This window comes from Streptomyces rhizosphaerihabitans (genome assembly GCF_025399795.1).
GTDB classification, from domain to species: Bacteria; Actinomycetota; Actinomycetes; order Streptomycetales; family Streptomycetaceae; genus Streptomyces; species Streptomyces rhizosphaerihabitans.
The window spans coordinates 18,555-32,247 of sequence record NZ_JAODTZ010000034.1 but is presented as its reverse complement, the minus strand read 5'-3'; the positions used below and the strand labels follow the sequence as shown (position 1 = coordinate 32,247).

Annotated in this window: 14 protein-coding genes; all 14 read right to left on the bottom strand. The window is 68.7% G+C overall.

All coding sequences use genetic code 11. From position 1 onward, the window contains the following. Nucleotides 1-102 precede the first annotated feature (102 nt). Nucleotides 103-924, bottom strand: a complete 822-nt coding sequence (locus N4G66_RS28850; RefSeq protein ID WP_261707169.1) for a F0F1 ATP synthase subunit delta — start codon at nucleotides 922-924, stop codon at nucleotides 103-105. After that, complete coding sequence (locus N4G66_RS28845) at nucleotides 921-1,466, bottom strand: F0F1 ATP synthase subunit B (RefSeq protein ID WP_261707168.1); 546 nt, start codon at nucleotides 1,464-1,466, stop codon at nucleotides 921-923. Before N4G66_RS28845 ends, N4G66_RS28850 begins: the two co-directional genes overlap by 4 nt. Nucleotides 1,467-1,508: 42 nt before the next feature. Next, nucleotides 1,509-1,736: an ATP synthase F0 subunit C gene (gene atpE, locus N4G66_RS28840; protein ID WP_391858896.1), complete on the bottom strand. Its 228-nt coding sequence runs from the start codon at nucleotides 1,734-1,736 to the stop codon at nucleotides 1,509-1,511. A 74-nt stretch (nucleotides 1,737-1,810) separates the two neighbouring features. Beyond that, nucleotides 1,811-2,638 (bottom strand): F0F1 ATP synthase subunit A, encoded by an 828-nt coding sequence (gene atpB / locus N4G66_RS28835; protein ID WP_261707167.1) that lies wholly within the window; start codon nucleotides 2,636-2,638, stop codon nucleotides 1,811-1,813. A gap of 225 nt (nucleotides 2,639-2,863) precedes the next feature. Beyond that, complete coding sequence (locus N4G66_RS28830; protein WP_261707166.1) at nucleotides 2,864-3,301, bottom strand: hypothetical protein; 438 nt, start codon at nucleotides 3,299-3,301, stop codon at nucleotides 2,864-2,866. A gap of 294 nt (nucleotides 3,302-3,595) precedes the next feature. Then, on the bottom strand, nucleotides 3,596-4,963 hold the full coding sequence (locus N4G66_RS28825; RefSeq protein WP_261707165.1) for an MraY family glycosyltransferase: 1,368 nt from the start codon (nucleotides 4,961-4,963) through the stop codon (nucleotides 3,596-3,598). 129 nt (nucleotides 4,964-5,092) lie between these two features. Further along, on the bottom strand, nucleotides 5,093-6,331 hold the full coding sequence (locus N4G66_RS28820) for a serine hydroxymethyltransferase (protein ID WP_261707164.1): 1,239 nt from the start codon (nucleotides 6,329-6,331) through the stop codon (nucleotides 5,093-5,095). Nucleotides 6,332-6,401: 70 nt separating this feature from the next. After that, nucleotides 6,402-7,070: an arsenate reductase/protein-tyrosine-phosphatase family protein gene (locus N4G66_RS28815; RefSeq protein ID WP_261707163.1), complete on the bottom strand. Its 669-nt coding sequence runs from the start codon at nucleotides 7,068-7,070 to the stop codon at nucleotides 6,402-6,404. Beyond that, a complete protein-coding gene (locus tag N4G66_RS28810) occupies nucleotides 7,067-7,714 on the bottom strand; it encodes an L-threonylcarbamoyladenylate synthase (protein WP_261707162.1) in 648 nt (215 codons plus the stop codon). The genes N4G66_RS28815 and N4G66_RS28810 overlap by 4 nt, the downstream gene beginning before the upstream one ends. Before the next feature lie 116 nt (nucleotides 7,715-7,830). After that, nucleotides 7,831-8,670, bottom strand: a complete 840-nt coding sequence (gene prmC, locus N4G66_RS28805) for a peptide chain release factor N(5)-glutamine methyltransferase (RefSeq protein ID WP_261707161.1) — start codon at nucleotides 8,668-8,670, stop codon at nucleotides 7,831-7,833. Between the two features lie 78 nt (nucleotides 8,671-8,748). Further along, a complete protein-coding gene (gene prfA / locus N4G66_RS28800) occupies nucleotides 8,749-9,825 on the bottom strand; it encodes a peptide chain release factor 1 (protein ID WP_261707160.1) in 1,077 nt (358 codons plus the stop codon). 169 nt (nucleotides 9,826-9,994) lie between these two features. Next, complete coding sequence (rpmE, locus tag N4G66_RS28795; protein WP_261707159.1) at nucleotides 9,995-10,216, bottom strand: 50S ribosomal protein L31; 222 nt, start codon at nucleotides 10,214-10,216, stop codon at nucleotides 9,995-9,997. A gap of 148 nt (nucleotides 10,217-10,364) precedes the next feature. Next, nucleotides 10,365-11,501 (bottom strand): LCP family protein, encoded by a 1,137-nt coding sequence (locus N4G66_RS28790; RefSeq protein WP_261707158.1) that lies wholly within the window; start codon nucleotides 11,499-11,501, stop codon nucleotides 10,365-10,367. A gap of 209 nt (nucleotides 11,502-11,710) precedes the next feature. Next, entirely contained in the window at nucleotides 11,711-13,552 is a 1,842-nt protein-coding gene (locus N4G66_RS28785) for a trypsin-like serine protease (protein ID WP_261707157.1), read from the bottom strand. Nucleotides 13,553-13,693: the final 141 nt, after the last annotated feature.

Sequence of the window (13,693 nt, the reverse complement as noted above, 5' to 3'; positions counted from 1 at the left end):
GGCCCGAAGTTTCACTTGGGGGGATGGGGACTCCCCCCTATGAGAGGTGAATCCTCTGCACGGCCCAACATGGGCCGTAATTGCCTACTGCTTATGGGATTACTAGCTCGCCATGCGGCGGGCGGCGTCCTCGAGACGGTCCGCGAGGGAACCGTTGATGACCTCGTCGCCGACCTGCACCCGGATCCCGCCGAGGACATCGGGGTCCACGTCGAGGTTGAGGTGCATCGGGCGGCCGTAGAGCTTGGCCAGAGCGGCGCCGAGGCGCTGCTTCTGTCCGTCACTCAGCGGCACCGCCGAGGTGACCACGGCGACCATGCGGTTGCGGCGCTCGGCGGCGAGCCGGGACAGGGACTCGAGTCCCGCTTCCAGGCTACGTCCGCGAGGCGCGGTCACAAGGCGCGTCACCAGACGCTCGGTCGTCACGTCGGCCCGGCCGCCGAGCAGGCTGCGCAGCAGCTCGCTCTTGGCCGCCGTGGTGGCGGCCCGGTCGGTCAGCGCGGCGCGCAGCCCGGTGTTCGAGGCCACGATCCGGCCGAAGCGGAACAGCTCGTCCTCGACGTTGTCGAGCGCGCCCGTCCGCTGCGCCGCCGTGAGGTCGGCGGTGGCGGTGAGCTCCTCGAGGGCGTCCACCAGGTCGCGGGGCTGCGACCAGCGGGAACGCACCATGCCGGACACCAGGTCGGCGGCGGTGCCGCCCACCTGGCCACCGAGCAGGCGCTGGACCAGCTCGGCCTTGGCCTCGCCGGGCTGCGCCGGGTCGGTGAGGACCCGACGCAGCGACACCTCGCGGTGGAGCAGCGCGGTGACCGCGGCCAGCTCGTCGGCGAGCTGTGCCACGTCCACGGACGTCGAGTCCGTCAGCGCGTCGAGACGCTCACGTGCGGCTGCGGTTGCCTCGCGGCTCGCTCCGTGTGCAGTCATCGAGCCGCCTCGGCCTTCTCCTCAAGCTCGGAGAGGAAACGGTCGATGACGCGGCTCTGGCGGGCGTGGTCCTCGAGGGACTCGCCGACCAGCTTGCCGGCCAGGTCGGTGGCCAGGTGGCCGACGTCCTGACGCAGCGCCTGAGCGGCGGCCTTGCGGTCGGCCTCGATCTGCGTGTGACCGGCGGCGACGATTTCCTCGCGCTGCCGCTGGCCTTCCGCGCGCATCTCGGCGATGAGCGTGGCGCCCTGCTCCGTTGCTTCCTGGCGCAGGCGCGCGGCCTCGTGACGGGCTTCGGCGAGCTGAGCCTTGTACTGCTCAAGAACGCTCTGGGCCTCGGTCTGCGCGGCCTCGGCCTTTTCGATACCGCCCTCGATGGCCTCGCGGCGCTGCTCCAGAACCTTGTTGATGTTCGGGAGAAGCTTCCAGGCCAGGAAACCGAAGACGATGACGAAGGCGAGCAGGCCGATGACAAGCTCGGGGATCGGCGGGATGAGAGGGTTTTCCTTCTCCTCGGCCGCCAGAATGAGCAAGTGGCTCATGTCAGTGCCTTTCGTCTAGTGGGCTGTCGCTGATCGGGTGGATCAGGTGCCGTAGACGAACGGCATGACCAGACCGATGAGGGCGAGCGCCTCACAGAAGGCGAAGCCGAGGATCTGGTTGGCGCGGATCAGACCGGCGGCCTCAGGCTGACGGGCGAGCGCCTGGGTGCCGTTACCGAAGATGATGCCGACGCCGACGCCGGGGCCGATGGCCGCGAGGCCGTAACCGATCGAGCCGAGCGAGCCGGAGACAGCGGCAAGGGTCTGCATGCCAGTTATTCCTTTTCTTTACGGACCGGTGGGGGTTGGCCACCGGACGACTGCGGGGCGGAGAGGACGGGCGCTCAGTGGTGCTCGGCCAGCGCGCCCTGGATGAAGGTGCAGGTCAGCAGCACGAACACGTACGCCTGCAGGGCCTGGATGAACAGCTCGAAGGCCGTCATGACGATGACCATGATGAACGAGACGCCCGAGTAGACGATCCCGAGACCGTTGAGCAGGTACCAGGTGGCGATCGTGAACAGCAGCAGCAGGGTGTGACCGGCGAACATGTTCGCGAAGAGTCGCACCGCGTGCGTGAACGGCCGGACGATCAGGTTCGAGAGCAGCTCGATGAACATGGCCAGCGGGAGAACCGGGCCCAGCGACTTGTCGTAGCCGCTGATGTTCTTGAACGCTCCGACGAATCCGTGGCGCTTGAACGTCAGCGACACCCAGACGACGTAGACGATTCCGGCCAGTACCGCGGGGTACGAGATGATCGCCGTGACCGGGAACTGGGCGACCGGAATGATCGACCAGAGGTTCATCATCCAGACGAAGAAGAACAGCGAGACGACCAGCGGTACGTACTTCTCGCCTTCCTTCTTGCCGATCGTCTCGTAGACGACGCCGCGGCGGATGAAGTCGTAGCCGGCCTCGGCGACCATCTGCAGCTTGCCCGGGACGACCTTCGGCTTGCGGAAGGCGGCCCAGAAGAAGGCGACGACGATAACCGAGCCGAGCAGCGCCAGGAGCATCGTCTTGTTGAAGTACAAGTTGCTGTCCCCGTCGCCCCACAGGGGCTCGAACAGGAACGAGTGCAGGCCGGGTGCCGGGAAGCCACAACCGTTGTTCTCGAAGATGTGGCAGTCGGTCTCGAAAGCGAGCACCTGCGTCGGGTCAGCACTCACCGCGGGCTCCTTCAGCGTGGCGCATAGGTACGGCAACCTCGTTGTGTCGGCGCGGCGCACAGCCGCGGTTCGGCACTGGACTGGTGTAACGGATGTGGGGGCGGCAGTGGGGCATCAAGCCTCGCGATTGAGCAGGCGTCAGCTCAGATGCCCGCGCCCGCGATGCCGCAGTTGGCACCGGACGATAGCAGGATCTCCTACGTGCACTTATCCCGGCCCTACCCCTCACGACGAGTGCCCCTTGTTTTCGGGCTTTTCGCCCTTCGAGGAGTCGGGCTCGACATAGAGGATCTTGGCCTTCATATGGGCACGCGCCTGTGCGCCGATCCACACGAGGGTGGTGACGACCAGGGTGAGCGCGAAGGACTTGGGGTTGAACAGCGAAGTGTTCTTGAACACGGCGACAAAGATGAACAGCAGAAGAATCTGCGCCGTGTAGAGCAAGAGACCCATCGCCTGGAACAAGTGCGGAAGCGATTTGGCAACGCGCTGCAGAACGTAGAGCCCGAGCCCCATGAAGAGAATCACGACCAGCGTCGCGACGATCGCCCCGATCGCTCCTTTGCCGCCGGCGACCACACCGCTGACGACGGCGGCAATCGCGCCGACGGCAGCTGTGGGTACAGCGGCCTGCAGGAGGATCCGGGCGTCATTGGACGGCATGGCGGCAACTCCGCTTGCTAAGGGGGGCGTGTCGTCATGGACGAGCGTAGTCCCGGGCTGAGAGAGAACCTCACGCCAAGGGACCGTGGTGCTCGGGTCCTTCGGCTCTGCCCTGGGTTCTCGTGAACCGTATCACAAACTATTTGATGAGGTCTTTACCTGGCTGGTGTGCCGACTGTCACACATGAGTGTGAAGGTGCGCGTCTGTGCACTCCGAGCGCCAACTTGTCTGGTATTGAGACGCTTTACTACCCCACGATTTGGTCACGCGTTAGTCAGATTCTTACCTTCGGCTCAGCGCGAGGACTCGGCCTCACGTCGGTCCAGAAGTCTCGGACGGGCACCAATTGCCGTCGCTCCGTTGACTCCTGAGACTCCGGCAGCCGCCGGCGCACGGTGCTCACGCGCCTCGTCCGGCTCGCCTGCCACCGCCGCCTCGTGGGTGACGGGCGCCCCCGCTTCGGCGGCCGCTCCGGCAGCCGCGGCGGCGGCCCTGCGGCGGCGGTAGCGCGGCGGCAGGAGGTGTTCGGCCCAGCGCGGGGCACGCGGTGTGAAGCGCGGCAGCAGGAGCAGCACGAGACCGACCGCGCTGAGTGCCGCGATGACGAGCACGCTCCACATGGCCCCGGAGTTGACCGAGTAGGCGAGGGCGCCGAAGGAGATCAGCGCCGACCAGAAGTACATGATCAGGACAGCCCGGCTGTGCGAGTGGCCGACCTCCAGGAGGCGGTGGTGCAGATGCCCGCGGTCGGCGGCGAACGGCGACTGCCCGCGCCAGGTGCGCCGCACGATGGCGAGCACCAGGTCGGCGGCCGGGATCGCGATGATCGTCAGCGGCAGCAGCAGCGGGATGAACACCGGCACCGTCTGGTGCACGGTGTTGCGCTCGGAACCGGAGAAGAGGTTCATCACGTCGGGGTCGATCTGCCCGGTGATGGAGATGGCGCCGGCGGCCAGCACCAGCCCGATGAGCATCGAACCGGAGTCGCCCATGAAGATCCGCGCGGGGTGCATGTTGTGCGGCAGGAAGCCCAGGCACATGCCCATCAGGATCGCCGCGAACAGCGTCGCCGGGGCGGCCGCCTCGATGCCGTACGAGTACCAGATCCGGTAGGCGTAGAGGAAGAACGCGGCGGACGCGATGCACACCATGCCGGCGGCCAGTCCGTCGAGACCGTCCACGAAGTTGACCGCGTTGATCGTGATGACGACGAGCGCCACCGTCAGCAGCGTGCCCTGCCACTGGGTCAGCGCGACCAGGCCGACGCCCGGGATCGGCAGCCACAGGATCGTCAGACCCTGCATGACCATCACGCCCGCGGCGATCATCTGGCCGCCCAGCTTGATCAGGGCGTCGATCTCGAACTTGTCGTCCAGCACGCCGATCAGCCAGATCAGCGCGGCCCCGGAGAGCAGGGCGCGTGGTTCGTTGGAGTTCGAGAAGACCGCGTTCAGGTTCTTCAGATGGTCGGCGACCAGCAGTCCGGCGCACAGCCCGAAGAACATCGCGATGCCGCCGAGCCTCGGCGTGGGTTCACGGTGCACGTCGCGCGCCCGGATTTCCGGCATGGCTCCGGCCACGATCGCGAATTTCCGTACCGGCCCTGTCAGCAGATACGTCACCGCGGCCGTGATGCAGAGCGTCAGCAGGTATTCACGCACGGGCTTCCCCACAGATCTCGCTGGCCATCACAGCCCCACACCCTAGCGATGCACGCATACGGTTGAGGACTTTCGGGTAGCGACGATGGTTGCACGAGTGGCTGTGCAGCTCGGTACGCGTACCCCCGGTCAGTCCGGATAAGGCGGAAATCTACCGGTCAATTCCCGCACTTCCTCCCGTGCCGTCCGGCCGTCGATCTCGTCCCGCAGAACCCCCGCGAACAGTGCGGCGACCCGGGCCATCTCCGGCTCGCCCATCCCCTGCGTGGTCAGTGCCGCGGTGCCGAGCCGCAGGCCACGGGCGTCGCCGTGAGGCAGTGCACACGTGTCGAGGACCATACCGGCGGCGGCGAGCCGTCCACGCGCGGTGTGCCCCTCGACACCGAGCGGCGCCGGATCCGCGACGAGCAGATGGGTGTCGGTGCCGCCCGTGGTGATCGCGAGCCCCTCCGCGGCCAGCCCCTCGGCCAGTACGCGCGCGTTGGCGACCACCTGATGGGCGTACGCCGTGAACGCGGGGGTCGCGGCCTCGCCGAACGCGACTGCCTTGGCCGCGATGGTGTGCATCTGCGCGCCGCCCTGGGTGAACGGGAAGACCGCCCGGTCGACGCGCTCGGCCAGTTCGCCGCCGCACAGGATCATCCCGCCGCGCGGCCCGCGGAGCACCTTGTGGGTGGTGGCGCACACGACATCGGCGTACGGCACCGGGTTGGGCGCCGCGCCGCCCGCGACGAGCCCGATGGGGTGGGCGGCGTCCGCGATGAGATAGGCGCCGACCTCGTCGGCGATCTCCCGGAACAGCGCGTAGTCGATGTGCCGGGGGTACGAGATCGATCCGCAGACGATGGCCTTGGGCCGGCGGGCGCGGGCCAGGGTGCGCACCTGCTCGTAGTCGATGAGCCCGGATTCCGCCTCGACGCCGTAGCCGACGAAGTCGAACCAGCGGCCGGAGAAGTTCGCGGGCGACCCGTGGGTCAGATGACCGCCGAAGGGCAGGCCCATCGCCAGCACGGTGTCACCAGGGCGCAGCAGGGCGGCGTACGCGGCCAGGACGGCCGAACTCCCGGAGTGGGACTGGACGTTGGCGTGGTCGGCGCCGAAGAGGGCCTTGGCGCGGTCGACGGCGACGCGTTCGGCGACGTCGACGAGCTCGCAGCCGCCGTGGTGGCGGGCGCCGGGATATCCCTCGGCGTACTTGTTCGCCAGCGGCGAGCCGAGCGCGGCCAGCACGGCCGGCGAGGTGAAGTTCTCGGCCGCGATCAGCTGCAGCGTGGTCGACTGCCGGTCCAGCTCACCGATGAGGATCTCGGCGAGCTCGGGGTCCTGGCGGCTCAGGACATCCGCTTCGAGTGTGGTGGCGACCGGCATGGTGGACTCCGGACATCTACGGGGGACGCTTACGTCCAATGTAGAACCGGGACCGGTGGGACGCCCGGTGTCACGTCCGTGCGGGTACCCCCGTCAGGGCGGTGACGACCGGGTCCAGGGCCTCGTTGATCTCGTCCCCGATGGAGCGGAAGAACGGCAGCGGCGCCCCGTAGGGGTCGTAGACCTCGTCGGCCTCGGCGGTCGGGGCCAGCAGCCAGCCGCGCAGGGCCGCGGCGGCCCGCACCAGGGCGACGGCGCGTTCGATCACGCCGTCCTGGAGGGGCGGCAGCGTCGCCGTGTCTATCGCGCGGACCAGCCGGGTGAACTCCTTCAGGGTGAAGGTGCGCAGGCCCGCCGAGTGGCCCATGGAGATGACCTGGGCGCGGTGGTCGCGGGTGGCCGTCAGGACCAGGTCGGCCCGGATGACGTGGTCGTCGAGGAGCTCGCGCCCGACGAAACCGGAGGGGTCGGCGCCGAAGTCGGTGAGGACGGTCGCGGCGTTGGCCTCCATGGGCGCGCCCTCGTGGCCCCAGGTGCCTGCGCTCTCCACGATGAGGCCGCCCCACAGGGGGTCGCCGAGCCGGTCCGCCAGGGCATGCCGGGTCAGCCGCTCGGTGATCGGCGAGCGGCACACATTGCCGGTGCTGACGTGGAGGATGCGGAAGGACCCCTGAGGGGAACCACCGGTCCCCGTGATCCCCGCGCCTATCCATCCACGCCCCGTGTCAGGGGCTGTCAATTCGCCACCTCGAGGTCGGGTACGACCTTCCGGAGCTCCTCCGCCGACAGTGCGCCCGCGCGCAGCAGCACGGGCACCTTGCCGGTCACGTCGACGATCGAGGAGGGCACGTTGCCCGGGGTCGGGCCGCCGTCCAGGTAGACCGAGACGGAGTCGCCGAGCATGTTCTGCGCTGCGTCGCAGTCCTCCGGCGCCGGGTGGCCCGTGAGGTTGGCGGAGGAGACGGCCATCGGGCCGACCTCCGTGAGGAGCTCGATGGCGACGGGGTGCAGCGGCATACGGATCGCCACCGTGCCCCGGGTGTCCCCCAGGTCCCACTGGAGGGACGGCTGGTGCTTGGCGACGAGCGTCAGGGCGCCCGGCCAGAACGCGTCGACGAGTTCCCAGGCCATCTCGGAGAAGTCCGTGACGAGGCCGTGCAGGGTGTTCGGGGAGCCGATGAGGACAGGAGTGGGCATGTTGCGGCCCCGGCCCTTGGCGTCCAGCAGGTCGGCGACGGCCTCCGAGGTGAACGCGTCGGCACCGATGCCGTAGACGGTGTCCGTCGGGAGGACCACCAGTTCGCCACGGCGGACGGCGGACGCTGCCTCACGCAGACCCGTGGTGCGGTCGGTCGCGTCGTTGGTGTCGTATCGCCGTGCCATTTAGCGGGCCTCCTCATACACGTACTGCTGGCTGGGGGTGCGAAGAAACGCGGTGCGGGGGGTCGCGGTGCGCGGGCGCACGACGGCGCCGCATGCCCAGGCCCCGTGGGCGGTGCTCACGGCATCGCCTTGCGGGCGGTCGCGAACCGCGGCCGGTTGTTGAGGTCCGGGTGGTCGGCCGCGTCGGCCCAGCCCCGCTCCTCGGTGAAGATCCAGGGCACCTGTCCGCCCTGGGTGTCGGCGTGCTCGATGACGACGACGCCGCCGGGACGCAGCAGCCGGTGCGCGGTGCGCTCGATGCCGCGGATGAGGTCGAGTCCGTCCTCGCCCGAGAAGAGGGCGAGTTCGGGGTCGTAGTCCCGGGCCTCCGGCTGCACGTACTCCCATTCGGTGAGCGGGATGTACGGAGGGTTGGAGATCACCAGGTCCACCTGGCCGTCGAGGTCGGGGAAGGCCGCGAGGGCGTCTCCCTGGCGCAGGTCGACCCTGGACCCGTCGACGTTCTTGCGCGTCCACTGGAGGGCGTCCTCGGACAGCTCCACGGCGTGCACACGGGAGCGCGGGACCTCCTGGGCGAGGGCGAGCGCGATGGCGCCCGAGCCCGTGCACAGGTCGACGATCAGCGGTTCGACGACATCCATCGCGCGGACGGCGTCTATGGCCCAGCCGACGACCGACTCGGTCTCCGGGCGGGGGACGAACACGCCCGGCCCCACCTGGAGTTCGAGGTAGCGGAAGTAGGCGCGCCCGGTGATGTGCTGGAGCGGCTCGCGGGCCTCGCGGCGCGCGGTCACCTCCCAGTAGCGGGCGTCGAAGTCCGCGTCCTTGACGCTGTGCAGCTCGCCCCGCTTCACGCCGTGCACGAAGGCGGCGAGCTCCTCCGCGTCGTTGCGCGGCGAGGGCACGCCGGCGTCGGCCAGCCGCTGGGTGGCCTGGGCCACTTCCGCGAGCAGCACGCTGCGGGGGTTCGGGGGTCGACCCCCAAAATGTTGCTGCACGCTGGTCCTCCGGGGCTGGGCTGTTGTCGTTTGCTGTTACGCGTTGGCGAGCTTGGCGGCCGAGTCCGCGTCGACGCAGGCCTGGATGACGGCGTCGAGCTCACCGTCGAGGACCTGGTCCAAGTTGTACGCCTTGAAGCCGACGCGGTGGTCCGAGATGCGATTCTCCGGGAAGTTGTACGTACGGATCTTCTCGGAGCGGTCGACCGTGCGGACCTGGCTGCGGCGGACGTCGGAGGCTTCCCGCTCCGCTTCCTCCTGCGCCGCCGCGAGGAGCCTGGAGCGCAGGATACGCATCGCCTGCTCCTTGTTCTGCAGCTGGCTCTTCTCGTTCTGGCAGGAAGCGACGACTCCGGTGGGAATGTGCGTGATGCGCACCGCGGAGTCGGTCGTGTTGACGGACTGGCCGCCGGGGCCCGAGGAGCGGTAGACATCGATACGGAGATCGTTCGCGAGGATCTCGACGTCGACCTCCTCGGCCTCGGGCGTGACCAGGACACCGGCGGCCGACGTGTGGATGCGGCCCTGCGACTCGGTCGAGGGCACGCGCTGCACCCGGTGCACGCCGCCCTCGTACTTCAGCCGGGCCCAGACACCCTGGCCGGGCTCGGTGGCACCCTGGCCGCCCTTGGTCTTCACCGCGACCTGGACGTCCTTGTAGCCGCCGAGCTCGGACTCGGTGGCGTCGATGAGCTCGGTCTTCCAGCCGACGCGCTCGGCGTAGCGCAGGTACATGCGCAGCAGGTCACCGGCGAACAGGGCGGACTCGTCGCCGCCGGCGCCCGCCTTGATCTCCAGGATGACGTCCTTGTCGTCGCTCGGGTCGCGCGGGACCAGCAGCAGGCGGAGCTTCTCGGTGAGCTCCTCCTTCTGCTTCTCCAGGTCCTTGACCTCGGCGGCGAAGTCGGGGTCGGCGGCGGCGAACTCCTTCGCCGTGCCGATGTCGTCCCCGGTCTGCTTCCAGGAGCGGTACGTCGCGACGATCGGGGTCAGCTCGGCGTAGCGCTTGTTGAGCTTGCGCGCGTTGGCCTGATCGGCGTGGACCGACGGGTCAGCGAGCTTCTTCTCCAGATCGGCGTGCTCGCCGATCAGTTCCTCGACCGCCTCGAACATCTCCGGCTCCAATGGACTGTCCCCCGCTCCATGACGGGCTCGGGGACGTAGGTACGGCGTGGGGTTCCCCTGCTCTAACGGATCGAGAGCCCGGGGAGGGGGCTGGACCGCAAAGCGCCGGTCCCGGCGTCCCCGTGCGGGAACTCCGAAGACCGGCGCTGTGGGCTCGCTACTTGTTGGCAGCGGCAGCCTTGCCGAAGCGGGCCTCGAAGCGGGCCACACGGCCACCGGTGTCGAGGATCTTCTGCTTGCCCGTGTAGAACGGGTGGCACTCGGAGCAGACCTCGGCGCGGATGGCGCCGCTGGAGATCGTGCTGTGGGTGGTGAACGACGCGCCACAGGTGCAGCTGACCTGCGTCTCGACGTACTCGGGGTGGATGTCGCGCTTCAAGGTGTCTCCTAGTTTCGGGAGGGCACCGGGTCGCCGCCGCTGGATGCGGATGCGTGAACCGGGGCCGACGTACCAGTCTGCCAGCACTGGCCGTATCCCCCAAAACGGGGGGACGCGACGATCTATTCCCTGGAGGTACGCGCGCAGGTCAGCCGGGGCTGACGACGCCCTTGGCGGTGCCGGTGGCGGTTCCCTCGGTGGCCGCCTTCGGGATCGGCCGGTCGGCCTTCAGCGCCTTCCAGACCAGTTCGGCCTTGGCCTTGTCGACGAGGACGCGGTTGGCGTCGGCACGGTCGTACTGGACCGGCATCGTCACCATGTTCATGTGGGACGAGCCGATGCCCTTGAGGCCGCTCGCGAAGGAGGCGAGGCGGGTGACACTGCCGATGTCGGAGTCGGTGGTCACCGTCTTGGTCGCGGTGTCGGCGAGGTCGTACAACTTTTTCGGGTTGGACAGGATCCCGATGTGCTTGACCTGGTCGACCAGGGCCTTCATGAACGCCTGCTGGAGCTGGATGCGGCCGAGGTCGGAGCCGTCGCCGACGCCGTGCCGGGTGCGGACCAGGCCGAGCGCCTGCTTGCCGTCGAGGTCATGCGATCCGGCCGTCAGATGCAGATGGCTCTCGTGGTCCGAGATGGCCTTGGTCGTGGTGACCGTGACGCCGCCGAGGTCGTCGATCAGCTTCTGGAAGCCGCTGAAGTCGACCTCGAGGTAGTGGTCCATGCGGATGCCGGTCATGGACTCGACGGTCTTCACCGCGCAGGCGGCGCCGCCCGTGGAGTAGGCGGAGTTGAACATCGCGCCGGAGACCGCGCCGTGGACGGTGCCCCGGGCGTCGACGCAGGAGGGCCGCTCGACGAGGGTGTCGCGGGGGATGGAGACCACGCTCGCCTTCTTGTGGCCCTTGTACACGTGGACGATCATCGCGGTGTCGGAGCGGGCGCTGCCGTCGTCGGCGCCGCCGCCCAGCTTCTTGTTGGTGCCGGAGCGGGTGTCGGAGCCGAGGACCAGGATGTTCTCGGAGCCGTTGTCGACCTTCGTGGGCCGGTCGCTGCCGAGCGCCTGGTTGATGTCGACGCTCTTGAGGTTGCCGTTGAGCTTGAAATACAGGTAGCCGGCTCCGGTACCGCCGAGCACCACGATGCCCGCCGCGCTCCAGGCCGTGATGAGCAGGGCCTTGCTCCGCGGGCTGCGGGTCTTGCGGCGGCGGCCCTTCGGGCGGCGCTGGGTGCTGTTGCCGGGATCCCCCGGTATCCCGGGCTCCGGCGTGCTCTCGGCAGGCATGTGCTCCTCAGTTCCTCTGCGGTCGGTTACCCCCTGCTTTCAGGGCCAGGCCCATCTGGTCGTGACAAGGCGTACCGATCCATGGTCACTCCGTACGGTCAGACGGGGAAACTCGGGAAAGGGTTGCACAACGCAGTGTGCCCACCGCGTGACGCGGTGGGCACACCGGGTGCTCGACGGGACCGGGGGAAACCCGCTCACCTGCGATGTCAGCCGAAGATGTCGAACTGCTTGAAATCGGTACCTACCGAGATCCTTGTGGCGAAGATCTCGCTGGTGGCCTTTCCGGTCCCGGGGTACAGGTACAGCGTGCCGCCGGCGGTGCGGGCCAGGAAGTCGGCCTTGCCGTCGCCGGTCACGTCACCGACGGCGTCGAAGGCGTTGTAGTCGGGCCAGGTGCGCACCTTGACGCGGGTGGAGAAGGCGCCGGCGCCGGTCTTGCCGGTGCCCTTGTACAGGTAGATGTACGAGCCGGTGCTGCTGCGCACGATCAGGTCGGCCTTGCCGTCGCCGGTGAAGTCACCATGTCCGCGAACGGAGTTGTACTGGTTCCAGCCCATGCCGACGTAGACACGCGTCGGGAAGGTGCCGTTGCCCGCGCCCGGGTACTCCCACATCTTGCCGGCGGAGTCGACGGAGAGGATGTCGGGCAGGCCGTCGCCGGTGAGGTCGCCGGGGGCGACAATCCGGGTGCGGGTCTTCCAGTCGCTGAAGATCTTGTCGTTGGCCCACTCGCGCGTCGACCACATCCAGTGGAGCCAGTAGACATCGCCGGTGGCGGTCTGGCGGATCACGTAGTCCTGGTAGCCGTCCCGGTTCAGGTCGGACTGCAGGACGAGGTTGAGGTCCTTGAACTGGGAACTGCCGAGGTTCAGCCGCGCGGAGAACGAGGTGCCCTTGGAGTCCGCCTCGTAGCCGGTGCCGTCGGAGGCGCGGCGCAGGAACAGGTCGGCCTTGTGGTCGCCGCTCAGGTTGGTGTCCTCGACACGCGGGTAGGCGGCACCGACGTAGGTGCTGACCTTCGAGAAGACGCTGTACGCGCCCTTCGTGACGCAGTCCTCGACGCCCCAGGAGACGACGCCCACGATGCGGCTCACGCCGGCCGCGTCGGTGACGACCAGCGGGCCGCCGGAGTCGCCGTTGCAGGCCGAGACGGTGCCGGTGTCGCTGCCGGTCGCCGGCTTGCCCGCGCAGACCATGTGGCCCTTGATGAACCAGCTGCCGTAGGCGTTGGCACACGTGGTGTCCGAGTTGATCGGCAGCACGGCGGTCTTCAGCGCCTGGGAGATGTTCTGCGAGGCGGAGCTGGTGCGGCCCCAGCCGTAGAGCGTCGCGTTGGTGCCCGACTTGTACGAGGCGGTGTCACCGGACGACGTCATGTTGATCGGCTTGGCGGTGACGGGGTTCGCCAGCGTGATGACCGCGATGTCGTTGTCGATCTTGTCCGGGTTGTACGACGGGTGGGTCCACTGCCGCAGGGGGGCGCTGAGGGTGCCACCGTGCAGGTCGATGTTGTCGTCGGCGTCGCTGCTCAGCAGCTGGGAGGTGCCGGTCAGGACGACGCCGTGCGCCTGCCAGTCGTAGGGCTTGCCGTTCTCGTCCACGGTGCAGTGCGCGGCGGTGAGGATCTTCGTCGGCGACACGACGGAGCCACCGCAGAAGAAGCCGAGGTCGTCGGCCGTGCTGGCGGTGCCCTTGGTGTCGGAGTACCAGAGCTGCGCCATCCACGGGGCCGTGCTGATGGTGGTCGTGGAACCGCCGATGATCTTCGGGTCGACGTGCACCGGGGTCGTCGCGGCACTCAGGGACGTCTTCCGGGTCACCCGGCCCGCGATGTCGTCACCGGCGAGGGCGCCCGCGGCGCGCTCCTCCAGCACCGCCTGGGACGGCGTGGAGTTCGTGGGCCGGGTGCTGGGCGTGGGCAGCGCCGAGCCGGGCGCGGCGTTCGCCGACGACATCAGGAGCGCTCCGGCGACAACGGCGGCGAGGCCGGCCGCGGCGACCGGGACGGCGATCCGTATGCGGCGTCTGTGCCGACCGCCCCCAGACATGGACGTGTCCACTCAAGTCCCCCCTCAGAGATAAGAGTTCAGATGTGTTTCAGCAAAAGATCGAGGGCGTGATCGTACATGCGCCCCGGACAGCGCAAAGGGCCGCCCCCGTCACGTGCGTGACGGGGGCGGCCCTGGTGG